Source organism: Erwinia sp. STN24 (assembly GCF_041320675.1).
GTDB classification, from domain to species: Bacteria; Pseudomonadota; Gammaproteobacteria; order Enterobacterales; family Enterobacteriaceae; genus Erwinia; species Erwinia aeris.
The window spans coordinates 266,123-288,978 of sequence record NZ_JBGGPM010000005.1; the positions used below are offsets into that span (position 1 = coordinate 266,123).

A 22,856-nucleotide genomic window follows, 5' to 3' on the forward strand; every position below is an offset into this window, starting at 1 on the left:
GCTATTAATGTGAATATAGGCTGTTTTTAATAAAGCACGATGAAAGGGATATCATGATTTCAAGAAATGGCAGTGCTCAAAAATTTATCGCCAGAAACAGGGCGCCGCGCGTACAAATTGAATATGACGTGGAGATCTATGGCAGCGAGAAAAAAATAGAATTGCCCTTTGTTATGGGCGTATTAGCCGATCTGTCCGGGAAGGCGATTGAGCCTTTGCCGCCGGTTGCCGATCGCAAATTTCTCAGCATTGATATCGATAATTTCGACGAGCGAATGAAAGCCATGAAACCGCGCGTGGCTTTCGCCGTGCCCAATACCCTGACCGGGGAAGGGCAGCTGATGATCGATATGACGTTTGAAAGCATTCATGACTTTTCACCGGACGAAATCGCCAAAAAAGTGGATTCGCTTTCCCAGCTGCTGGATGCCCGCACCCAGCTGGCTAATCTGCAAACCTATATGGACGGCAAAGCCGGCGCGGAAAGTCTGCTGATGAAAGTGCTACAGGATAAATCGCTGCTGACCGCGCTGGCTTCCGCACCGAAACCAGTGAAAACAGACGGCAACCCATTAGGGAACGAATAAGGCGAGAGAGGGATATCATGTCGATGCAAGCTGAGAAAAAGAACCAGGCGACCAACGCAGGCTACAGCGATTTTAATACGCTGTTAAGCAAGGAGTTCAAACCGAAATCGGAGCAGGCGAAAACCGCCGTAGAGAGCGCGGTCAAAACGCTGGCCGAGCAGGCGCTGAGCAGCTCGGTCACCATGGCCGACGACGCCTATAAAAATATTGCCGCTTTTATTGCCGAGATCGATCGCAAGTTGTCCGAACAGATCAATTTGATCCTGCATCATCCACAGTTCCAGTCCCTGGAAAGCGCCTGGCGCGGACTGCATTATTTAGTCTACAACACCGAAACCGACGAAAAGCTGAAGCTGCGGTTTATGGATATTTCCAAAGATGAGCTGAGGCGCAATATGCGGCGCTTTAAAGGGATCGCCTGGGATCAAAGCCCGCTCTTTAAGCAGGTATATGAAGAGGAATATGGCCAGCTGGGGGGAGAACCTTACGGTTGCCTGGTCGCCGACTACTATTTCGATCACACCGCGCCAGACGTGGATCTGCTGGCCTCCATTGGCAAAATCGCCGCGTCTGCGCACGTGCCGTTTATTACCGGTGCGGCACCGTCCGTGCTGCAGATGGACTCCTGGCAGGAGCTGGCTAATCCGCGCGATCTGACCAAGATCTTTACCCAGAATCTGGAATATGCGGCGTGGAACTCGCTGCGGCAGTCGGAAGATTCACGCTATATCGGCCTGGCAATGCCGCGTTTTCTGTCGCGTTTGCCGTATGGCATTCATACCAATCCCGTCGACGACTTCAATTTTGAAGAAACCACCGACGGCGCCGATCACAGCAAGTACGCCTGGTCCAACGCGGCCTATGCGATGGCGGTCAATATCAACCGCTCGTTCAAACACTACGGCTGGTGCACGCTGATCCGAGGCGTGGAAAGCGGCGGCGTGGTCGAAGGCCTGCCGTGCCATACCTTCCCGACCGACGATGGCGGCATTGATATGAAATGCCCAACGGAGATCGCTATCTCCGATCGTCGCGAAGCGGAACTGGCTAAAAACGGCTTTATCCCGCTTATTCATCGTAAAAACACCGATTATGCCGCCTTTATCGGCGCGCAGTCGTTACAAAAACCAGCGGAATATTACGATCCGGACGCCACGGCAAACGCCAATCTTTCCGCGCGGCTGCCTTACATGTTTGCCTGTTCCCGCTTTGCCCACTATCTGAAGTGCATCGTGCGCGACAAAATCGGTACATTTAAAGAACGCGATGAAATGCAGAAATGGCTGAACGACTGGATAATGAATTATGTCGACGGCGACCCGGTTAATTCCACTTTTGAAACCAAAGCGCGTCGTCCGCTGGCCGCAGCGGAAGTGGTGGTTGAGGATGTGGAAGGCAACCCAGGCTATTACCAGGCGAAATTTTTCCTGCGTCCGCATTTCCAGCTGGAAGGCCTGACCGTTTCGCTGCGTATGGTAGCGAAATTACCGTCGTTGAAAGGCGCAGCATAACGATCGCAGATTTTAATATTGTTAACAGCAGCATTGTTCGCAAGGCTGCTTTAACTACATACGCTGCGCGCAGGCGTAGCGATTTTAATAGTGCTGAATAAGGGAATGATCATGGCACAAGATATGTTTATTAAGATCGACGGCATTGAAGGTGAATCGCTGGATGCCGCACATACCAATGAAATTGAGGTACTGGAATGGCATTGGGATGTTTCACAGCATTCCAATATGCACAGCGGATCCGGCGGCGGCTCAGGCAAGGCAAGCGTGGCCGATTTCTGCTTTACCCATTACACCGATAAGGCCAGCCCTAATTTATTAAGCCACTGTCTGACGGGCAAGCATATTAAAAACATTGTCTTCGTGGTGCGTAAAGCGGGCGGCAATCCGCTGGAATATTTAACCATTAACTTTACCGACACCATTATTACCCGTGTCGATATGTCAGGATCTTCAGAGGATGAAACCCGTCCTCGTGAGCTGGTTAAATTCTCCTTCACTAAAGTGACGCAGGATTACGTCATGCAGAACTCTGAAGGCAGCAAATCTGGCGTTATCTCCGCAAGCTATGACGTCAAAGCGAACCTGAGCAGCTAATACGTTAAGCGATACAAAAGCTTGTCATCCCTGGGTGACAAGCTTTTCGGCCTGGCTTCGGGATTTTAAGGTGATATTTACCATGCAGTTAATCAACATAGCCCGATTCATTAGTCGTTTGCTTATTATTCTGGCGGTTTTAACGTCAGCGGGCTGCCGTTCCCCTTTCAGCGACTCTCCCAAGCCGGAGTTAACTATCAGGCTGGAAGCGTCAAAAGAAATTAATCCCAATGAAAAGGGAGAGCCTGCGCCGCTGGATATTACTTTTTATCTTTTAAAATCGTTGGATAACTTTGAAAACAGCGATTTCTTTACGCTTACCGATGGCGCGGACCCGGCTTTACAGGCGGAGGCGAAAAAAGTCTATGAAGGCATATTACAGCCTGGCGAAAACAGAATAATCAGCCTGACGCCGGAAAAGGATACCGTTGCATTAGGCATCGTCGCCGCCTATCGGGATATCGACCGCGCGGGATGGAGTGAAACGTGGGAGCTTTATAAAAAAAATAAAAAACGATCCTGGTGGCGAAAAGTGTTGCCCGGAGAAGCGGTCGTGCTGACGGTACATTTTGATGCCTTAACCATCGCGCTTGATAAAAGGGAATAGCCAGTGAGAACAAATAAAGTTATCTGGAGCGAAGGACTGTTTTTACGTCCGCAGCTGTTTCAGCAGCAAGAACGCTATTTTGAATATTACGCCCACAAGCGAGCGGCAACGATATCGCCTTTTTTTTGGGGGTTTGCGCAATACGATATCGATCTGGAGGCGCTCTCTTACGGCAAACTGGTGCTGCGCGCCGGGCGCGGCGTGCTGCCGGACGGCACGCCTTTTGATATACCAGGCCATGCCGAACTGCCTGAACCGCTGACCATTACGCCGGATCATCTGGGGCAGCTGATTTTCCTGGCCGTGCCGCTGCGGCTGGATAACAGCGACGAAACCATCTTCGATCTCAGCGACAGCGGTTCGCTGGCGCGCTTCGCCGCTTTTGAAACGGAGCTGAGCGATACCAATGCGATCCGTCAGGGGCCAAAACCTGTCCAGCTGGCAAGGCTGCGCCTGAATCTGGTTTCTGAAAAAGAAATGACGGAATCCTGGATTGGTCTGCCGCTGACCCGCATCAGGGCCATTCAGCCCGATGGCAGCGTGCTGCTGCATACCGAAGACTATATTCCGCCGGTCACCGGCTATGCGGCCAGCACGCTGTTAGCCGAATGGCTGACGCATCTTAACGGTCTGGTCAGGATGCGCGCCGATATGTTGGCGGGCCGACTGGCTAATAGCGACGGCAAAGCCAGCGCCAGCGCCGAAGTGGTCGACTATCTGCTGCTGCAAATTTTCAATAAATATGAGCCGGTGTTGGATCATCTGCGGCACGTGCCCGAGCTGCCGCCAATTGTGCTTTATCAGGAGCTGGCGAAATTCTCGGGCGAGCTGTCGACCTTTATCCGTACGCAGACGCGACGCCCGGTGAGCGCGCCGGGCTACGATCATGCCAGGCTTTATCCTTCTGTTCGCCCGCTGGTTGAAGAGCTGCACTATTTGCTGAATCAGATTTTGATCCGTGCCGGTCAAATGATCGACCTCCATGCGAAAGGCAATGGCGTCTGGACGGCCGCCATGCTGCCGGGCGAGCTGCGCGAGTTTTCTAATCTGGTGCTGGCCGTACACGCTCAGCTGCCCATGGACGTGCTGCAACAGCAGTTTTCGGCGCAGGCGAAAATCAGCGCGCCGCAGCAGCTGCATGAGCTGGTTCGTTCACACCTGCCGGGGCTGGTGTTACAGGCGCTGCCGGTGCCGCCGCGTCAGATCCCTTATCACGCCGGCTATGTCTATTTCGACCTGCTGCAAAGCGGGCCGTTCTGGGACAAAATTGCCGCAACCGGCGCGCTGGCGTTACATATTGCAGGTGATTTCCCTGACCTGAATATGGAGCTTTGGGGAGTCAGAAGCTGATGCGCGACGAGAGCCAATCTGCCGCGCCGGATGCCGCGCCCGAAGAAACGTTGACGCCGCAGGCGCTGGGCAAGTTTCTGCTGGATGACGATCCGGGAAACCCAGGAACGCCGGAACGCGGCGATCCTGATGCGTTTATCCAGGGCTGGTCCAGCCAGAAAAGTGAGGTTTTGCTGCAAAGCGAAGGCGTACAGCTGCGGGTGCAAAAGGTAAGGGCGGCTGAAAATCCGCTGCTCGAAGCCGCCCAGCCACTGCTGCGCGCGCTTAGCGAGATGCCGAAAACCATCCCGTATCCCGAACATGTCGAGCTGCTGAAACAAAGCCTGAAACACGACATCAATCTGTTTAGCGTGGTATGTGACGAGGTCAATATCGCCTGGAAAAAGATGGCTATCGTTCGCTATTGCCTTTGTACCGCGCTGGATGAAGCGGCACATACCACAACGTGGGGAATGCAGACCGGCTGGTCGCAAAGCAACATCCTTAACCATTTTGAAGGCGACAACGACGGCGGCAACAAATTTTTCCTGCTGGTTGGCCGTCTTTCTATAGATCCCCACGAGTACGGAGACGTGCTTGAAGTGCTGCTGCGTATCCTCGGGCTGGGTTTTGAGGGCCGCTACAGCATTCTGGAAGATGGCGACCGACAGCTGATGAAAATCCGTCAGCGGCTTCTGACCCTTATTCAAAGCACGCGCGACTCGCTCTCGCCAGCGCTGTCGCCGCATGGCGCGGCCATACGCGGCCAGAAAAAATCTAAAAGGCGCATTGTGCCCGTGCGCGTCACGCTGCTGCTGAGCTGTCTGCTGGTCGGGAGCCTGTGGATTTGGTGCAAATACTGGCTGGGTACGCATCAGATAGCGCTTCAGCAGCGGATCCACGCAATGCAGCAGCTGAAGATAAGCCGCCCCGTAGCGGCAATGAAGCTACGGCTGGCTATTTTGCTGAAAGAAGAGATCAGGCAGGGGCTGGTCAGCGTTGACGAAACGCAAAGTCAGAGCAAGGTCGTTTTTCGTGGCGATTCCGTGTTCCTTTCAGGATCGGACAAAGTCATCGCCGATATGGAGCCTATTATCAAACGCGTCGCGAAGGAAGTTCATCGCGTGAATGGCAGGGTAGTGATCGTAGGGCATACGGACGCCACGCCCATCAGGACAAAAGCTTTTCCCAATAATCAGGTGCTGTCGGAAAAACGCGCGACGGACGTGGCGCGCTATTTTCTTACCGAAGGGATAGCGCCTGACAAAATCCGCATTCAGGGCGCCGGAGAGAGTCAGCCCGTCAGCAGTAATAACCATGCACAAGGACGTGCGCAGAACCGGCGCGTGGAATTTTTTGTGACCTATTAATGAGTTAGCCATGTTTAATCTGAACAGGATGTTCTCGCTTCGCGTTTTTAAAGTAGTGATGGTCATAGCCTTTTTTATGCTGATTATCGCTGCGGTTTGGTTTCTCGGCCCTTTACTGGGCTTTGGCGACACGCGTCCGCTGGCAGGCGTTGAGGCGCGCGTGATTTATGTTGTTCTGGCGCTGCTTTGTCTGATTGGGCTGTGGTTTAACGTACCGTCGTTTCTTCTGCTGGCCGCAACGGCCTGCGTTGTCGTCTGGACGATTGGGCCTTACCTGCTGATCGGTGAAAGCTATCCGCTAAGCGGTATCGCCACCAGGGCCAGCCTGATTGGCGCTATCCTGCTGGTCACGCTGCTGTATGGCGGCTGGAAGCTGCTGCTGGCGCTGAAAAACAATCCTAAGCTGCTTGACGCTTTTTTCGGCAGCAAAGAGGTTAAAAGCGATGGCGACGTCAGCGAGGTTAATGCGGCTATCCGTGATGCAGCGGCATATATAAGACAGCTGCGTAAAAACGGTACCTGGCTTAAGCGGTTTTTTTCATTTGGAAAAATGCACGGCGAGCTTCCCTGGTACATGACTATCGGGACGCAGGGCGCGGGAAAAACCACGGCGATCTTATCGTCGGGCCAGCATTTCCCGCTGCCGGAACAGCTGAGCAGGGTCTGCAAAGAGAGCGCGCCTACCCGTAACTGTGAGTGCTGGTTTGCGAATGACGCGCTGTTTATCGACACGGCCGGAAAATATCTTGATTCGTCGGACGAGCAGCCGGAGTGGGACGGTATTATCAAGGCCATTAAAAAATATCGTCCGATAGAGGCGATTAACGGCGTGATTGTGGCGATCGGCGTGACCGACGTAATGGGTAAAAATAAAACGGAGCTCTACGATCTGGCCGCGAAAGTTCGCGCCAGGCTGGAGGCGATGCGCAGCAGACTGGGGGTACGCTTTCCGGTTTATATGCTGATTACCAAACTGGATCGGCTGATGGGGTTCGCCGAATATTTCCGCAGCCTGACCGAGCAGGAGCGCGAGCAGGTATGGGGCGTGACTTTCCCCTGGGGGGAAGAGGTGAAAACCGGCATTGGCGATCTGCGCGAACGGGTCGGAGCGGAGTTTGCGCTGCTGGAAAATCGTCTGGAAAAGGCAATGACGGTGCGCCAACAGGAGGAATACAGCAATACGGACAGAAAGCGCATGTACGTGCTGCCGCAGGATTTCCGCATGCTGCTGGACAGCGTAACGGAAGTGGCGCAGACGATTTTCTTCGCCTCACGCTATGATGAAAATCAGGGCTATACCTCGCTGCGCGGTATCTACTTTGTCAGCAGCCACCAGCCTGAGGATACCGTTATGGTCAATAACGGGACGCTGATGCAGAAGTGGCGCAACTATATTGCTAACCGACAGACGGTGCCGTTGGCTTATCCAGCTTCGCTGACTGGTGAGAGCGAGGCTCTGGTCAGGGATGTTGCCTGGGGCAGGCACTATTTTCTGAAATCCCTGTTTTCCGACATCATCCTGAAAGATGGCGATCTGGTGCGGCGCAATTTACGGGTAGAGTCAAAATATCGCTTCCAGAACTTCTTTGGTCATATGCTTTGCATCGCGGCCTGCTGCTGGTTACTGAGCGGGATCTACCACAGCTATCATCATAACGGCGGCTACCTTGTCGCGGCCGGGGAAAAAGCGACCAGGCTGGAAGCAGAGGTCAAAAGCTATCAACAGGCGGCGGATCCCGGCAAGCTGCCGCTGCTGCTGAATCTGGCGCACTATCTGCCTGAATTTAACGGCCTTGACGTGTTGCATCCCGATCTTCCTTTCCGCTATGGCCTTTATGTCGGCAAGCGTTTAACCCACGATGCCGACGGCCTTTACCACTATTTTCTGCAGCGGCTGCTGTTTCCGCAAATCGAACAACAGGCGCATGAGGCTTTGCAGAGCGCCGTTTATGAACGCGATCCTGCGACACTTTACAACGCGCTTAAACGTTATCTGATGCTGGCAGGACAGGGCCAGTTCGATCGGGCATGGCTGGTCAGCGAGATTGCCTGGCAGTGGGACAATGCCGGAAAGCTCCAGCCTTATGAAGAAAGGAGCCTGTTTATCGCCCATCTTGAGGCGTTATTCAGCCGCCCGGACTGGCGGCAGTATGGCCAGCAACCGGATAAAAACCTGGTGGCGGAAGCGCGCGAAATACTTAATCGCAACACGCCGGTTAATCGACTTTATTCACGCGTGATAGCGCAGATGCAGGCGGAAGCGCCGGAGAATCTGACCTTAAGCAAAATGACCGATGAGGACGCCGGTCAGATTTTTACCCTTACCGATGAGGCGCTGGCGGAAAAAGGGATGCCTGGACTGTTTACCTGGGAAGGCTATCACCACGTATTTAAAAAAAAGCTGGGCGACAGCGTGCGGGCGTTACAGGCTGAAGATAGCTGGGTAATGGGCAATAGCGAGGCGCAAAGCGCCCTGAAAGCGCTGAAGGTGGACAGAGGATCGGGCATTGTCGATCCGACGCGCGAAGCCCTGATGACGCTTTATCTGAAGGAGTATACGCGGCGATGGCAGGCTTTTTTGCAAAGCATCCGGCTGAAAAGCGAGGATGCAGACCAGAACAATACCGGGCTTTCTTTTGATATCTACATGCTGCGCACGCTGGTTTCTACCCACTCGCCGCTGGTAAATCTGGCGAGGCGCGCCGTCAGGGAAACCACGCTTGCCGTGGATCAGCAGGATAACCTGCTAAAAAACCAGCGTGTCAGCAGCTCAGGATTATCCAACAGTCGACTGGTGGATGCCGCCTCAAAGCTTAATCTGGCGCTGGCCGCTCAGGAGAAAAAAGCGCTGCGTCAGGGAGTGGATAACTATTTTGTGCCGCTGCGTGAATTCGTGGGCGGCGGCGAAAAAGGCATGGGCGCGGCTTCCGGCACTAAGCTGCACCAGATTATGGGCGTGCTGAACGATCAGTACACGCTGCTGGTCATCTCCGACAGCGCGATCAAAAACGGCAATCTGCCGTCGGTGTCCGACGCAGGACAGCGGCTGAGCGCGGAGTCCGCCGTCTGGCCCGACCCTTTTAAATATATTATCGCGCCGCTGCTGAACGGCGCTTACCGGCGGGTCAATCATCAGATCGTCTACAGCAGCAATAAAACCATCGCCTCAGGGCCGGGCGAAGTGTGCCGCAACACTTTGCAGGGCCGCTATCCTTTTGCGGATAACAGTGAGGAAGTCAGCCTGCGTGACTTTGAGCGCTTTTTCGCCACGGGCGGCGTGCTGGATGACTATTTTCAAAAAAAACTGGCCGACAAAGTTGATACGGCAGCAAGGCCCTGGCGCTATCGCGGCGATATTAATAGCCAGGATTCAGACGCGCTGGATGTTTTTGAGCAGGCCGCTGCGATCCGCAGTGCCTTCTTCCAGAACGGCGGCCGCACGCCGGGTATCGATTTCTCCGTTTCCATTCCCTACCTGGATCCTTCGGTTACCCAGCTTAACCTCAACTTTGACGGCAGCGTAATGGGGTATTCGCACGGCCCGGTTACGCCAAAACTTTTTCACTGGCCGGGCGCGCGTGCGGAATCCGTCGTCAATATGAGCACCAAGCCGCGCATTCTGGGGCAGGAAAACGGCCTGACCTTCACCGGTCCCTGGGCGCTGATGCGCTGGCTGGATACCGTCAACGATATTGGGACTTCGCCTGGCGGCCAGCCGGTGCTGCTGTTTAATCTGCATCAGCGGCCCGTCAAAATCGAGGTCACCGGCCTGACCTGGAACGATGAGCTTATCGTGGATTTACTGAAAAATTTTAACTGTCCCGGCGCATTTTAAGCCGTGGGGCACGGAGCGGCATATGGCCATTCGTACCGGTATTATTGGCAAAGAGGCGCGAACGTTATTGCCAGGCAGAGAGCGGAAAAAAGTCGCCGCCGTACTGGCCGAAAAAGTGGTGCCGGCGATGCAGTCGACGCTGCCCGGACAGCTTTTACCGGCGCATTACCCGTGGTGCTTTATTCTGCCGCCGTTGCGGAAAAAAGGCCGCTTTTACGTGGGGGCATTGGTCAACAGCCGCGCGGCGGGGCTTTCGGCCATTTACGCCGCCGTCAGCGTGCAATGGCTGCGAAAGGAACTGGCGTCTGACTTTCATATCGCCTTCTGGCTGGCGAGAATTATGATGGCGCAGCAAAATCAGGATGGCGTGGTTAATCAAGATATCTATTTGAAAAAATGGGTTAATTTATTAAGGTCTCGCTACTCCCCGTTTCGCGAACGGCTGCTTAATGAGCGCTATCGCTTCAGTTATCATGCGGATTTGCTGTTGGCGGAGCTGAGCGAGTACGACAGAAGCATCACGGAGGAAAAAGGCGTCGGCAGCATGCCCTGGCCGGACTGGCCGGAAATTATCCAGACGGATCGCAAAGCGTGGCTCTGGCGGCAAAGCCGCTACGGCAAAATTATCGATTCGCAGCACATTATCTGCTGAAAAGGAGAGGGAGAGGCGCTCCCTTAGGGTGCAATACAAACCAAGGATTAGGTGTTGATATGGCAAGAACCATAACGTTAAGCAGCTCAGCAATGCCGCTTTTGCTGGGTGAAACCGCGCTGGTATTAACGAAGCTGGAAGGCAAGGAGTCGTTCTCTTCTTTATATACCTACAAGCTAACTGCCAAAACGCCAGCCAGCGATCTTATTCCCTGGCAGTCAGCGGCGAACGTGGATATTAAAGCGCTGATCGGTAAAGAGATGACCGTGTCGATAGAGCTGGACGGCAACGGGCTGGATGAATTGATGGGCATCGGCGCGGGCAGCCGGGAAATCTCCGGCTTGGTGCAGCGTGCCAGGTTTCTGGGGCGGGATGCGAATCAGGCCATCTTTGAAATTATCCTTCGCCCCTGGCTTTACCTGACGGAGCTGACCTCCGACTTCAAGATCTTCCAGCAAAAAACGGTGGTGGAGATTATTGACGAGGTGCTGGAGGAATATAACTTTCCGCTGGAAAAACGGCTAACCGGTTCTTATCCCCAGCTGGATTTTCAGGTGCAATACGGTGAAACGGATTTTAATTTTATCGAGCGCCTGATGGAGGAGTGGGGGATTTACTGGTTTTTTGAGCATGAAGACCAGAAGCATAAGCTGGTGCTGGTGGATCACGTTGGCGCGCACAAGCGTTTTTCCAGCGAGGCCTGGCATGTGCTGCAATATATGCCGAGCGAACCTAAAGCCGGCCAGGAATATATTACTCGTTTTGAATTTCAGGAAACCATTACCTCCGGCCGGTGGTATACCAACGATTACGACTTTACAAAATCCCGAGCGGATATATCGGCTGCCGACAGCAAGCCTCGTCAAACCACCTTTAACGACATGGAGCTTTACCACTGGCCCGGCGATTACGATCGGCCAGATATCGGCGAACAGCTGGCGAAAGTCCGTATGGAAGAGCGGGGCGCGATCGGATCAAGAGCATCCGGCTCCGGCGAACTGCGGGGCGTGGTATGCGGCACCAACTTCGAGCTGCAAAATTACCCGCTGGAGAAAGCGAACCGGGAATATATGGTCATCTCCAGCGAGCTGATCGTTAGCGATGTCAGCCAGGTGACGGGGATGGGGGATTTCAGTTATCAAAGCCATTTCACCGTTCAGCCTACCACCAAGATTTATCGCCATCCTCAGCTGGCGCTGCGCCCAAAAACCAGCGGGCCGCAGACGGCTGTAGTGGTAGGGCCACCGGGCGAAGATATCTGGACCGATACCTGGGGCCGCATAAAAGTGCGCTTTTTATGGGATCGCTACGGGCACAACCGCGAAACGGATTCCTGCTGGATCCGCGTCAGCCAGGCGTGGGCCGGCAACAATTTTGGCGGGATCTATATCCCACGCGTCGGTCATGAAGTGATCGTGGACTTCATTAACGGCGATCCGGATCGTCCGCTGGTGATCGGCAGCCTTTATAACAACGTCACCATGCCGCCGTGGGATCTGCCTGCCAACGCCACGCAAAGCGGATTAGTGAGCCGCACGGTAGGCGGCGGACGCACCAACTTTAACGGCATCCAGTTTGAGGATAAACCAGGGCTGGAGCAGTACTGGGAACAGGCCGAGCGCGATATGTCCCGCCTGACCAAGCGTAATGAAACGCAAACCATCGGGCTGAACTCCGATCTTGCCGTCGGCGCGACGCGCTCTGTCAGCATCGGTGTTAACAGCAACAGAGTGGTTGGCGTTAATGAATCCACCACGGTAAATGGCAGCAGCTCGTTAATGGTCGGCGGCGCGCTGGGCTTTACGGTTGGCGGCGCGCAGTCCGAGTCGATAGGCGGTGCGAAAGGGATTAACGTCGGCGGCGCTTTTATGAATAACGTGGGCGGGTATTACTCGCTTGCCGTCGGTGGCTACATCGGCATGGTTGCAGGTGGCGCTATGTCATTAACGGCAGGCGGCGTGCTTTCACTTTGCGCGGGTAAAATTATCCTGTGCGCTAACCATATCGTGCTTCAGGGAGGACAGGTCGATTTAAATCCTGGCGATTGCTGTAGCTGCTGTAGCTGTGGCGGCGGCGGCGGCGGCGGCTTTGTCGCGGGCGTGCCCAGCCTGAGCGTTTTTGGGTTTGCCGCTCTTCCCTTCCCGCTGCCCCCACTGCCTGTACCAACGCCGACTTCCCCGGCACCGTCGCCGACTATACCCACGCCAGTCCCGACTATACCCACGCCGGTGCCTACCGTTCCCCCGGGCGGCAGGACCACGCCTGTGCCGACCGTGCCCTGAGCCAGTGGTTTAACCGCGCATGGGGTAGCAGCCGGCGGCGTTATAGCCAGCCCGTCGTTGTTCCAGGCGTTTTATCAGTAACCGGGCTGGCATCAGCCCAACAGCAAGATGAGGTGAAAAATGGGAAGCTGCGCAGCCAGACTTGGCGATGCAATCGCACATGGCGGAGCAATAGTAAGCGGATCGGGGAATGTACACACTAACGGCTGTTGCGCTGCAGCAGCAGGCATCAGCGCCGCAGTGTGCGCTTTTCATGGCGGCGCGCCCGTCGCGTCAGGATCGGGCAGCGTATTTATCAACAACTGCAATGCAGCACGGCTGGGTGACGTCACCGGTTGCGGCGCAGCCGTTGTCTCCGGTTCCGGCAACGTGACTATCGGCGGTTAACTCGTGCAGCTGCTAATGACCTGGCCCGATAATCAGCCCGCTTTCCCGCTTGGCGAAAGTTATACCGTCGAACGCCCGGTCTGCTTCAATCCGCAAAACGGGCAATTTAGCGAGGCCGGTTCGTCGGACGCCCTGTGGTTTTACCGCTCGCCTGGCGGGCCAGTTATCTTCAATACCTGTAAGGATCTGCTTTGTCTGGTTGATAACGGCAGAGTGGCAGAGGGCGAGCGCCGCGTGCTCCGCCTTAATGCGGCGATCCAGCTGGGTCACTATGGCTTTACCGTAGTGGATGATGAAGACGTGCCGGGAGAGGCGCTGTGCCATATGCTGCTTGACGGCGATCCCCTGCAGAAAAGGCCGCTACCCGAAGTGGACGATATTTTGCCCAGCGGCGGGCACTATATGGGCGATTATCGCTACCTTAACGAGGCCGCGGCGGCGAAGACAGAAGCCGCCGCGGACATTCTTGAAGCGCTGGAGGAGGAATACAAAAAGTTTCTTATCTGGGGCGAGCAGCACCGCCACGTAGCCCAGGAACGCCCTACGCTGACCCGGCTTCCCGACTGCGATGATTACTTCGAGGCCGTCCGGGAGGAGATGAAGGCGAAAACGTTGACGGAATGCCTGATCCAGACGCCTTCGCTGATTGATAAGGTCTGGACGGAGCTGAACGTTGAAGGGACAACCGGCCCGCTGATTTTCGATGATGAAAAAACGGATATTTTAAAACTGCTGGCCCCAGAGAATATCGCTTCAAAAGAGAAGCAGACCATACCGGAACTGGTTTTTCACGATCTTTATAAGCCCGGGCTGGACAGCCCTTATTAACCCAGGATGGACCCATTATGCATGATGCAAAATCTTTAACCGCACTGCTGAAAACCACCTCGTTAAGCGATCTGATTGCGGAGGCGGCCGCGAACGTCAAAGCGCGTCCTGACGATAGCGCGTGCCGCAACGCGCTGTTCGGCCTGTACTGCCTTGATGGACGATGGGAAAAAGCGCTGATGCAGCTGCAAACGCTGGCCCTGCTGGATGACGTCGAGCCAAAGCAGTGCGAGCTGGGCAAGAACCTGATCCTCAGCGAGCTGATGCGGGAAGACGTGCTGGCGGGTAAACGCAGCCCTGGCCTGTTTACCGCCGCCGCACCGGAATGGATGACGCTGCTGCATCAGGCGAACAAAGCCCAGGCGGAAAACGAGCCGGAACGGGCCGAGACGCTTCGTCAGCAGGCCTTTTCTCTGGCCCCGGAAAGCGCCGGCAGCGGGGAGATAACGGGAAGGTTCGCCTGGATAGCGGACAGCGACGGGCGTATCGGGCCAGCCTGCGAATTTATCAGCGCTGGCGGCTATCGTCAGGTGCCTTTTTCCTCGCTGCAGCTGCTGCACGTTCGTCGACCTGAAGATCTGCTCGATCTGATTTGGACGCCCGCCCATATTAAAACAGACGGCGAGTTTCACTACGGCTACGTGCCTGCCCGCTATCCCCTTACCGCTGAAGCGGAACAGAGCGAGAAGCTGGGGCTGCTTAGCGAATGGCAGCAGGTTTCCGCTATGCTGGCGACGGGCGCTGGCAGAAAGGTGCTGATTACTGATAGTGGGGAATTTTCCCTGCTGGAAGTGGCCGAAATCCGCTTTGGCCAGGTGTAGGCAATGGAAAGAAAACAGAGTTTTTCGCCTACGCTGCTGGAAAGGCTGCTGGACGACGAGCCGAAAAAACAGCGTGAAAGCTACGATGCCTGCTATGTGAGCGCTAAAGAGTTGCGCGCCATCGTGCAAAAGGATATCGCCTGCCTGCTTAACAGCACGAACCTTGAAGAACAGCTGGATGAAGCCCGGCACGGCGCGTTAATGGTCTCCGTGTTTAACTATGGCGTAGCGCCGCTGACGGGCAAATATGCCAGCCACCATAGCTGGCACATTATTGAGAAAAACATCCGCAACGCGCTGCTGCGCTTCGAGCCAAGAATTATTCCGGAAACGCTGCTGGTACGGCCGGTGACAGAGAGGGCGCCGGGACAAAACGGTCAGGTGCTGTTTGAGATAGGCGGCTTGATTAACTGGCAGCCGCAGCCTGTCGATCTCAGCCTGAAAGGCGCTTATGATGCGGAAACGGCGAAGGTAGCGTTAAAATCTTTTTAAGGGCGGGCCGCCGCCCCTTTTCATCCTTACCTGCCGATGGTTAAATCCCCTGACGATAAAAATTCAGGAGGCCCTATGCTGCCATCGCAAACCATCAGTCTGACCATCCCCCGTAACTGGGTTGATCTTTACGAGACCATCTGGAAACCCGACTATTTTCCGAAATGGATCGGCGCCCTTAGCGAAACGACGCTGGAGCAGGACGGCACCTGGTGGAAAATCGTCGGGGCGGAAAGCGCGAAAAAAATCCGTTTCACCGATCACAACCCTTATGGCGTAATGGATCGCTACGTGGATACCGGTTTTGGCAAGGAGACAGTGGTGCCGATGCGGGTGGTTGGCAACGAAGAGGGATCGGAAGTGCTGATGACGATCTTCCGGCAGCCCTTTACCTCCGAGGAAAAATTTGCCGAAGAGATCGCGACGGTCCAGCAAGATTTACAGAGGCTGCATACGCTGCTGACCACCTGAGCCGCCGCGCCGATCTGTTTTGCCCGAAGCGGCCCATCTGCCGCCGTTGTTTATGCGCATCGCCACTCATTAAGGACGTCAGCCAGCAATGAAGATCGTTACCTGCACCGAAGACCGCCACAGCGCCGCTATTCTGGCCATTTTCAACGACGCTATTGTTAATTCTACCGCGCTCTATGACTACGAGCCGCGCCAGCCGGAAAGTATGCAGAGCTGGTTCGCCGTTAAAAGGCAGCATGATTTCCCGGTTATCGGCGTTGAGGATGAGGCGGGCAGGCTAATGGGCTTTGCCAGCTACGGCACTTTTCGCGTGCACGCCGCCTGCCAGTTTACCGTTGAGCATTCAATTTATATCCACCCCGATTTTCGCGGGCAGGGACTGGGTAAAACGCTGCTGGACGCGATCGTTGAGCAGGGGCGGGAAAAAGGGATGCATCTGATGATCGGCAGTATTGACGCGGATAACCGCGCCAGCATTGTTCTGCATGAGAAAAAAGGCTTTACGCTGGCCGGAACGCTGAACGAGGTCGCCTGGAAGTTCGACCGCTGGCTGAACCTGGCGTTTTATCAGAAACGGCTGAACGACGGCGCGGCTACGCCAGGCACGTCGCGATAAATTCGCTGGCGCTGCGTGCGCCCTGGGCGGAAATAGTATGGCCAACCGACGCGTCAAATTGGGTGCTGACGACCGCGCCCAGCTCGCGTAGCTGCCTGGCTGCCGCTTCGCTTTCCGCACAGGGAATAACGCTGTCTGCCATGCCGTGGATCAGCATGACCGGCGTTTTCGCCGGCATGTCATAAGGCAGCGGCGACGCCAGCCTGCCGGAAAACGCCACCACGCCCGCTACCGGCCAGCGCCCGGAAACTACGGCGTCCAGCGCCATAATGCTGCCCTGGGAAAAGCCGACCAGCATCACGTTCTCCAGACGATCCTGCATCTGGTGGATTGCCAGAATAGCGCTAAGTTGGCGATCGAAAGCCTCCCGCGCGTGATAAACCCGCTCCGCCCGATTAGCAGACGTGACGCCGCTCAGGCTAAACCACTGATAGCCGGCGCCGTGTTCAAAAGGAAAGGGCGCATTGGGACTGGTGAAAGCCACCCGAGGCAAACCTTCTGCCCAATGCGCGCCCAGTCCGGCCAGATCCTTACCGTTGCTGCCGACGCCGTGCAGTAAAATAATCAATCCTTTCGTCACGGGACTTCTCCTGTTGAGCCGCTCTCCACTGTGGAAACGGTTTCACTCAAGGCTACACGGATCCCATGAGGATGATAATCCCTTGCTCAGCGCGGATATTCCTTCCGAAATGGAAAGAATTACCAGCCGCGATCCCACTCGGCCTCGCCTGCGTAATGCGCTTCAAGGAATTCCGTTAATGCACGCACCTTGTGCGCCAGATGGCGCGCTGGTGGATAGACAGCGTAAAGGCCGAGCGGCGGCATCTCATACTGGCGAAACAGCGGCACGATCGCGCCGCTGCGCAGCTGGTTTCCGGCGATAAACGTTGGCATCCGCGCAATGCCCAGCCCCGCGGCGGCGGCGCTCAGGCAGGCTTCAGCATTGGAAAAGCGCAGCCTGCCTTTTACCGCCACCGACAGAATACGTTCGCTGCCGTCGCGAAACTGCCAGTTCAGCGGCTCGCGAAAATTGGTATCGATGATGCAGTCATGCTGCGCCAGCTGACGCAAATCCTCTGGCGTGCCGTGCGCGCGCAGGTAGCTTTCGCTTGCCGCCACGATAATACGGATATCGCTCAGCCTTCGTGCAATCAGGCTGCTGTCGCTGAGCCTGCCAATACGCAGCGCAAGGTCGAAACCCTCATCCACGATATTGACCATGCGGTCGGCGAAGCTGACGTCCAGCTCAATTTCCGGGTACTCTTTGGCAAAGGCTATCAGCACCGGCGCCAGGCTGCTGGTGCCGAAAGTCAGCGGCGCGGTCAGCTTCAGGCGGCCTGAAGGTTTGCCGGAAGCGTGACGTACCGAGGCGTCCAGCGCGTCGAAGTCGTCCAGAATGCTTTTGATGCGGTCAAAATAGGCCTGGCCTATTTCTGTCGGAAAAAGCGCACGGGTGCTGCGTTTCAGCAGCTGGACGCCCAGCTCGCTCTCCAGGCGGGAAACCAGTTTCGACGCCTGCCCGCTGCTGGTGCCCATGCGTTCCGCGGCGGCGGCGAAGCTTCCCAGCTCCATTACCGCCACCAGCATACGATCACAATCAAGCCGTTCCATCTCCGCCCCTCTGCCTCGGTCGTTATTGTCCTTATGCGCGCGTCGCCTGCCGCTTCCTGTGCGGGCCTGCTACCGACCGTCTGTCGGGCTACCAGAGGGTATAAAAAAATCGGCCAGCAGGCCAGCCAGCGTTGCGGGCGCCTCTTCCGGAATGTAATGACCCACGCCGGCGATAACGCCGCCTTTTACCTCAACCGCCAGCTGTTGCAGCGTCGTCAGCAGGGTATCGCCCACGCTGCCTTCCGCCCCAACGGCCAAAACCGGCATCAATAATTTTTTCTCCGCCCGCTGCCGCGCGGCCGCCAGCGAGGCCGGTGAAAAGCCGGTGCGGTAGTAGCTCAGCGCCGAACGCAGCGCGCCGGGAAGCTGGTTAACGCGGACATACTCTTCCAGATCGGCTGGCGTGATACTCCAGCTCTTCAGGGATTTGGCCGCAAACAGCCAGCTAATCAGCTCGCGTTCACGGCCCGTAAACAGGATTTCCGGCAAATCGTTCAGTCGATTGAAAGCAAAGTGCCAGCTCTTCACATTGGCTTCGTCAGTGGGAATGCCGGACGGCGGCGGCGGCGAGATGCCCGGCAGCGCGGCGTCGAACAGCGCCAGTCGTTTCACATCTTCCGGCCAGTCGGCCGCCAGCGCATAGCCTATCCAGCTGCCGATATCGTGGCAGACCACATCTATCGGGCCAGACTCGTTCAGCTTCAGCGTGGCGATCAGCTGATGAATATCGTTAGCAGTGGTGGTCATATCATAGCCGTCGGCGGGATGGGCCGAGTCGCCCAGACCACGCGGATCGACCGCAATCACGCGGCGGCCCGCAGCGACCAGCAGCGGCATCACGTAGCGCCAGGCGTACCAGCTTTGCGGCCAGCCGGGCAGCAGCAGCACGGGTTCGCCGCTGCCGCCCGTGACGTAATGAAGACGAATACCGTTGACCTCAACGTACTCCTGGCGGAACTGCTGCCAGAAAGTTGCGGTTTGAAAGGCGGCAATGGCCTGACGGTCGGCCTCAGTGTTGGTAGAGATAAGCATGGTTGCCTCTGCGGTTTGGGTATGATCGTTTCCAAATTGAATGTAATTTGGTCTGTTGGGCGCGCGGCGCCAGGCCGCGCGCAAAAGCGAAATATCAGCCGAGTAGCGTCAGGGCGTTATCAACCAGCTGCGCCATCTCTTCTGTGGTACGGCCGGTTTTTCCCAGCACGCGCATTCCCTGCGTCAGGCACAGCAGCATGGCTGCCGTAGCCGGTACGTTAAGATCGGGAGAAACAGAGCCATCCTGCTGACCCTGGCGCAGAAACGCCTCAAAGCGCGCCTCGTTGGCCTCCAGCGATTGCGTGATACGGCGCGCCAGCTCGTCGTTGCGCGTCGCCAGCTCGACGGCGCAGCTCACCACCAGACAGCCGCGCCGCCCGGTTTCGCCCACGCTGCTTTCGCTGTAGTGGCGCAACAGCGCCTCTACTCTGGCCCGCCCGTTGGGCGCGTCCGCAAGGCGACGGTTCAGCGCCTCGCCGCGCAGCTGCTGGTAGCGGGTCAGCGCGGCCAGGAAAATCGCCTGCTTGTCGGCGAAAGCTTTATACAGGCTGCCGGGCGTGACCTGCATCGCACGGGCCAGCTCGCTGATGGAAGTCCCGGCGTAGCCCTGCTCGCTGAACAGCGCAATAGCACCGTCCAGAGCAAGATCGGCATCGAATTCGCGCGGGCGTCCCGGCTGACGTAAAGAAGATGTTTTCATCACTCCATAATAGAGAACGATCGTTTCCTAATCAAGCCGCAACCTGCGCCGCGTTGGTCATAACAGCAGAAAATGCACTACTATCAATTTTTTGGCTGTAAAAGTGAGCTAGCTATGCTGTATCGCCGCTTTGAGAAACTGATCGATATCTTTCAGGACGCCCCCAGCGACACGCCGCCCAATCGCGTCTGGGCTTTTTACGTCTACTATCTGCGCCAGGTGTGGCAGAGCTTTGCCTTACTGCTGGCGATCGGGCTGATCGCTTCGCTGATTGAGGTCGCGCTGTTCCGCTTTTTGAGCACCATTATTGATATGGTGAACACGACGCCCGCCGCCAGCTTCTTTAGCGAACACGCCAGCGAGCTGATCTGGATGGCGGCGGTGGCGCTGGTTTTCAGACCTATCTTTATCGGCCTGCACGATCTGCTGGTGCACCAGACGATCAACCCCGGCATGACCAGCATGATCCGCTGGCAAAACCACAACTACGTGCTGCGCCAGAGCCTGAATTTTTTCCAGAGCGACTTTTCCGGGCGCATCGCCCAGCGCATTATGCAAACCGGCAACGCGCTGCGCGACTCGGCAGTCCAGGCCGTGGATGCGCTCTGGCACGTGCTGATTTACGCCATTACCTCGCTGGTGCTGTTCGCCGAGGCGGACTGGCGGCTGATGATCCCGCTGCTGGTGTGGATTGTGGGCTATGTCGTCAGCATGAGGTATTTCGTGCCGCGCGTGAAATCCCGCTCCGTTGCCTCATCCGACGCGCGTTCGAAGCTGATGGGCACCATTGTGGACGGCTACACCAATATCACCACGCTGAAGCTCTTTGCGCACAGCGATTTGGAAAGAGCCTACGCGCGTGAGGCTATCGGCGATCAAACGGCTAAAACGCGTCAGCAGGGCCGGATGGTCACTAATATGGACGTGGTGGTGACCACGCTCAATGGCCTGCTGATCGTCAGTACCACGGGCCTGGCGCTGTGGCTGTGGACCCAGTCGCTGATTAGCGTGGGCGCTATCGCGCTGGCTACCGGGCTGGTGATCCGTATCGTCAATATGTCCGGCTGGATCATGTGGGTGGTCAACGGCATTTTTGAAAACATCGGTATGGTGCAGGATGGCCTGCAAACTATCGCGCAGCCGGTCAGCGTGGCCGACAAGCCGCAGGCGCCGAGGCTGAAGGTCGATCGGGGTGAAATCCGCTATGAGAACGTCGATTTCAACTATGGCAGCGCGCGCCGGGTAATCGACAAGCTACAGCTGACCATTCGTCCGGGCGAAAAGATTGGCCTGATCGGCCCGTCGGGCGCGGGGAAATCGACGCTGGTGAACCTGCTGCTGCGTCTGTATGACCTGGACGGCGGCCGCATTGTGATTGACGGCCAGGATATCGCGCACGTCAGCCAGGAAAGCCTGCGGGCGCAGATCGGCATGATTACGCAGGATACCTCGCTGCTGCACCGTTCAATTCGCGATAACTTGCTGTACGGCCGACCCGATGCGACAGAAGAACAGTTGCAGCAGGCGATCCATCGTGCGAAGGCCGACGAGTTTATCCCGCTGCTCTCCGATCCGCAGGGCCGCGTCGGACTGGATGCGCAGGTCGGCGAGCGCGGCGTGAAGCTTTCCGGCGGCCAGCGCCAGCGTATCGCTATCGCCAGGGTCTTGCTGAAGGACGCGCCGATCCTGATTATGGATGAGGCGACCTCCGCGCTGGATTCCGAAGTGGAAGCGGCGATCCAGGAGAGTCTGGAGACGCTGATGGGCGGCAAAACGGTGATTGCAATCGCGCACCGTCTTTCCACTATCGCCAAAATGGACAGGCTGGTGGTATTGCAGGAAGGGCGCATCGCCGAGATGGGCAGCCACAGCGAGCTGCTGGCGCTGGATGGGCTGTATGCCCGCCTGTGGCGACATCAGACGGGCGGCTTCGTCGGCGAGGATTAATCAATCAGCGGGCAGCGTCCAGGCTGCCCGTTATTCTCCGTCGCGGCGATAAGGCAGCGATGCGCGGGCTTCCAACGCCCACGCCTGCACGCCGGGCCTTTCCTGATTCAGGTAGTCCGCTACCGCCTCGAATAAGCCTTCATGCCGCAGATAGTGCCAGGATTCGGTGATCACCGGCTCAAAACCCCGCACCAGCTTGTGTTCGCCCTGCGCGCCCGCATCAAAGCGCTTCAGCCCGTGCGCGATGGCGTAATCCATCCCCTGATAAAAACAGGTTTCAAAATGCAGCCGGTTAAACTCTTCCAGGCAGCCCCAGTAGCGACCGTAAAGCGTTTCGCCGTCCATCAGGCTGAAAGCCATCGCGACGGCCATGCCGTTTTGCGTTGCCAGCACCACGCGAATGGCCTGCGGCATTTTCTCCGCCAGCATGCTGAAGAAAAGGCGGGTGAGATAGGGTCGCTGGCCGCGCACCGCGTAGGTGTTGGCGTAGCAGGCGTAGACAAAGTCCCAGTGCGCTTCGCTGAGCTGATGACCGGCCAGCCACTCGAACGCAAACCCCTGGCTGGCGACCAGCTCGCGTTCTTTGCGTATCTGCTTGCGCTTGCGCGACATCAGCGTATCCAGAAAGTCCTGGAAATCGCGGTAGCCGGGATTGCGCCAGTGATACTGGCAGCCAAGATGCGGCAGCCAGCGTGCTTCCGCCGCCACCAGCTCGCGGGTTTGCGCATCGCCAAAGTTGATATGGGCGCTGTGCAGCTGGCGCTGATGCAGAAAATCGGGCACGTGATGCAGCAGCTTTGCGGCAAAGGCGCGGTCGCCCAGTAGTCTTGCGCCGGTAACGGGACTGAACGGCACGGCGGCCAGCCATTTAGGGTAGTAGGGCAGGCCGGCGCGCTGGCAGGCCTCTGCCCAGGCGTGATCGAAAACGTATTCGCCCATTGAATGGCTTTTGCGGTAGCCCGGCAGCGCGGCGCGGATTTCGCCCTGTTCTTCCCACAACAGGTGCTCCGGCTGCCAGCCGGTGCCTTTTCCCAGGCTGCCGCTCTCTTCCAGCGTGCTGAGAAAGGCGTGACGCAGAAAAGGCTGATCGTCCGGCAGTAAGGCATCCCACTGACTGGCGGGAAGATCGGCCAACTGCGTCAGAAGGGTTAGCGACATAGGGGCACTCCGTCTTGATGCGG

Annotated in this window: 20 protein-coding genes and 1 pseudogene; 16 read left to right on the forward strand and 5 right to left on the reverse strand. The window is 56.7% G+C overall.

Going from position 1 to position 22,856, the window contains the following annotated elements:
- The first annotated feature begins 53 nt into the window (after positions 1-53).
- From tssB to ACA373_RS17800, 15 genes and pseudogenes are all read left to right on the forward strand, one after another.
- Positions 54-587 (forward strand): type VI secretion system contractile sheath small subunit, encoded by a 534-nt coding sequence (gene tssB, locus ACA373_RS17730; RefSeq protein ID WP_253456366.1) that lies wholly within the window; start codon positions 54-56, stop codon positions 585-587.
- 23 nt (positions 588-610) lie between these two features.
- Complete coding sequence (tssC, locus tag ACA373_RS17735; protein ID WP_369895430.1) at positions 611-2,098, forward strand: type VI secretion system contractile sheath large subunit; 1,488 nt, start codon at positions 611-613, stop codon at positions 2,096-2,098.
- 111 nt (positions 2,099-2,209) lie between these two features.
- Entirely contained in the window at positions 2,210-2,695 is a 486-nt protein-coding gene (locus ACA373_RS17740; RefSeq protein WP_253456364.1) for an Hcp family type VI secretion system effector, read from the forward strand.
- Between the two features lie 82 nt (positions 2,696-2,777).
- Entirely contained in the window at positions 2,778-3,302 is a 525-nt protein-coding gene (gene tssJ / locus ACA373_RS17745; protein ID WP_370734908.1) for a type VI secretion system lipoprotein TssJ, read from the forward strand.
- 3 nt (positions 3,303-3,305) lie between these two features.
- Complete coding sequence (tssK, locus tag ACA373_RS17750) at positions 3,306-4,652, forward strand: type VI secretion system baseplate subunit TssK (RefSeq protein ID WP_301252824.1); 1,347 nt, start codon at positions 3,306-3,308, stop codon at positions 4,650-4,652.
- Positions 4,652-6,001 carry a type VI secretion system protein TssL, long form gene (gene tssL / locus ACA373_RS17755; RefSeq protein ID WP_370734909.1) on the forward strand — a complete coding sequence of 450 codons (1,350 nt, stop codon included), beginning with the start codon at positions 4,652-4,654 and terminating at the stop codon, positions 5,999-6,001. Before tssK ends, tssL begins: the two co-directional genes overlap by 1 nt.
- A gap of 10 nt (positions 6,002-6,011) precedes the next feature.
- Positions 6,012-9,836, forward strand: coding sequence for a type VI secretion system membrane subunit TssM (tssM, locus tag ACA373_RS17760; RefSeq protein WP_370734910.1), 3,825 nt, complete (start codon positions 6,012-6,014; stop codon positions 9,834-9,836).
- Positions 9,837-9,858: 22 nt separating this feature from the next.
- Positions 9,859-10,488, forward strand: coding sequence for a hypothetical protein (locus tag ACA373_RS17765; RefSeq protein ID WP_370734911.1), 630 nt, complete (start codon positions 9,859-9,861; stop codon positions 10,486-10,488).
- 92 nt (positions 10,489-10,580) lie between these two features.
- Positions 10,581-12,764: pseudogene (locus ACA373_RS17770) on the forward strand (type VI secretion system Vgr family protein); the annotation flags it as partial.
- 126 nt (positions 12,765-12,890) lie between these two features.
- Positions 12,891-13,157, forward strand: a complete 267-nt coding sequence (locus tag ACA373_RS17775; RefSeq protein WP_253456345.1) for a PAAR domain-containing protein — start codon at positions 12,891-12,893, stop codon at positions 13,155-13,157.
- A gap of 15 nt (positions 13,158-13,172) precedes the next feature.
- On the forward strand, positions 13,173-13,985 hold the full coding sequence (locus ACA373_RS17780; protein ID WP_370734912.1) for a TagK domain-containing protein: 813 nt from the start codon (positions 13,173-13,175) through the stop codon (positions 13,983-13,985).
- A gap of 17 nt (positions 13,986-14,002) precedes the next feature.
- A complete protein-coding gene (locus tag ACA373_RS17785; RefSeq protein WP_253456339.1) occupies positions 14,003-14,806 on the forward strand; it encodes a type VI secretion system accessory protein TagJ in 804 nt (267 codons plus the stop codon).
- 3 nt (positions 14,807-14,809) lie between these two features.
- Complete coding sequence (tssE, locus tag ACA373_RS17790) at positions 14,810-15,298, forward strand: type VI secretion system baseplate subunit TssE (protein ID WP_369895418.1); 489 nt, start codon at positions 14,810-14,812, stop codon at positions 15,296-15,298.
- Positions 15,299-15,373: 75 nt separating this feature from the next.
- Positions 15,374-15,769, forward strand: coding sequence for a polyketide cyclase (locus tag ACA373_RS17795; RefSeq protein WP_253456333.1), 396 nt, complete (start codon positions 15,374-15,376; stop codon positions 15,767-15,769).
- 88 nt (positions 15,770-15,857) lie between these two features.
- Positions 15,858-16,385 (forward strand): GNAT family N-acetyltransferase, encoded by a 528-nt coding sequence (locus ACA373_RS17800; RefSeq protein ID WP_253456330.1) that lies wholly within the window; start codon positions 15,858-15,860, stop codon positions 16,383-16,385.
- On the opposite strand, the gene ACA373_RS17805 is transcribed toward ACA373_RS17800, so the two are convergent.
- From ACA373_RS17805 to ACA373_RS17820, 4 genes are all read right to left on the reverse strand, one after another.
- Positions 16,363-16,965 (reverse strand): alpha/beta hydrolase, encoded by a 603-nt coding sequence (locus ACA373_RS17805; RefSeq protein WP_301730634.1) that lies wholly within the window; start codon positions 16,963-16,965, stop codon positions 16,363-16,365. The two genes, ACA373_RS17800 and ACA373_RS17805, sit on opposite strands and share 23 nt — an antisense overlap.
- Positions 16,966-17,084: 119 nt before the next feature.
- Positions 17,085-17,996 carry a LysR family transcriptional regulator gene (locus ACA373_RS17810; RefSeq protein ID WP_301252810.1) on the reverse strand — a complete coding sequence of 304 codons (912 nt, stop codon included), beginning with the start codon at positions 17,994-17,996 and terminating at the stop codon, positions 17,085-17,087.
- A gap of 69 nt (positions 17,997-18,065) precedes the next feature.
- Positions 18,066-19,028, reverse strand: a complete 963-nt coding sequence (locus ACA373_RS17815; RefSeq protein ID WP_370734913.1) for an alpha/beta fold hydrolase — start codon at positions 19,026-19,028, stop codon at positions 18,066-18,068.
- Between the two features lie 94 nt (positions 19,029-19,122).
- Positions 19,123-19,728, reverse strand: a complete 606-nt coding sequence (locus tag ACA373_RS17820; protein ID WP_370734914.1) for a TetR/AcrR family transcriptional regulator — start codon at positions 19,726-19,728, stop codon at positions 19,123-19,125.
- A gap of 114 nt (positions 19,729-19,842) precedes the next feature.
- Between ACA373_RS17820 and ACA373_RS17825 the strand changes: the two genes are divergently transcribed.
- Positions 19,843-21,675, forward strand: a complete 1,833-nt coding sequence (locus ACA373_RS17825) for an ABC transporter ATP-binding protein (protein WP_253456315.1) — start codon at positions 19,843-19,845, stop codon at positions 21,673-21,675.
- Positions 21,676-21,705: 30 nt separating this feature from the next.
- Here ACA373_RS17825 and ACA373_RS17830 read toward each other — a convergent pair whose 3' ends face one another.
- Positions 21,706-22,833, reverse strand: a complete 1,128-nt coding sequence (locus ACA373_RS17830; protein ID WP_370734915.1) for a GNAT family N-acetyltransferase — start codon at positions 22,831-22,833, stop codon at positions 21,706-21,708.
- Positions 22,834-22,856: the final 23 nt, after the last annotated feature.

Coding starts and splice junctions, on each gene's coding strand:
- ACA373_RS17785 (WP_253456339.1), top strand. CDS start 14,003: ATGCATGATGCAAAATCTTTAACCGCACTGCTGAAAACCACCTCGTTA.
- ACA373_RS17830 (WP_370734915.1), bottom strand. CDS start 22,833: ATGTCGCTAACCCTTCTGACGCAGTTGGCCGATCTTCCCGCCAGTCAG.
- tssE (WP_369895418.1), top strand. CDS start 14,810: ATGGAAAGAAAACAGAGTTTTTCGCCTACGCTGCTGGAAAGGCTGCTG.
- ACA373_RS17815 (WP_370734913.1), bottom strand. CDS start 19,028: ATGCTTATCTCTACCAACACTGAGGCCGACCGTCAGGCCATTGCCGCC.
- ACA373_RS17740 (WP_253456364.1), top strand. CDS start 2,210: ATGGCACAAGATATGTTTATTAAGATCGACGGCATTGAAGGTGAATCG.
- ACA373_RS17775 (WP_253456345.1), top strand. CDS start 12,891: ATGGGAAGCTGCGCAGCCAGACTTGGCGATGCAATCGCACATGGCGGA.
- ACA373_RS17795 (WP_253456333.1), top strand. CDS start 15,374: ATGCTGCCATCGCAAACCATCAGTCTGACCATCCCCCGTAACTGGGTT.
- ACA373_RS17780 (WP_370734912.1), top strand. CDS start 13,173: ATGACCTGGCCCGATAATCAGCCCGCTTTCCCGCTTGGCGAAAGTTAT.
- ACA373_RS17810 (WP_301252810.1), bottom strand. CDS start 17,996: ATGGAACGGCTTGATTGTGATCGTATGCTGGTGGCGGTAATGGAGCTG.
- tssB (WP_253456366.1), top strand. CDS start 54: ATGATTTCAAGAAATGGCAGTGCTCAAAAATTTATCGCCAGAAACAGG.
- tssC (WP_369895430.1), top strand. CDS start 611: ATGCAAGCTGAGAAAAAGAACCAGGCGACCAACGCAGGCTACAGCGAT.
- tssJ (WP_370734908.1), top strand. CDS start 2,778: ATGCAGTTAATCAACATAGCCCGATTCATTAGTCGTTTGCTTATTATT.
- ACA373_RS17765 (WP_370734911.1), top strand. CDS start 9,859: ATGGCCATTCGTACCGGTATTATTGGCAAAGAGGCGCGAACGTTATTG.
- tssL (WP_370734909.1), top strand. CDS start 4,652: ATGCGCGACGAGAGCCAATCTGCCGCGCCGGATGCCGCGCCCGAAGAA.
- tssM (WP_370734910.1), top strand. CDS start 6,012: ATGTTTAATCTGAACAGGATGTTCTCGCTTCGCGTTTTTAAAGTAGTG.
- ACA373_RS17800 (WP_253456330.1), top strand. CDS start 15,858: ATGAAGATCGTTACCTGCACCGAAGACCGCCACAGCGCCGCTATTCTG.
- ACA373_RS17825 (WP_253456315.1), top strand. CDS start 19,843: ATGCTGTATCGCCGCTTTGAGAAACTGATCGATATCTTTCAGGACGCC.
- ACA373_RS17820 (WP_370734914.1), bottom strand. CDS start 19,728: ATGAAAACATCTTCTTTACGTCAGCCGGGACGCCCGCGCGAATTCGAT.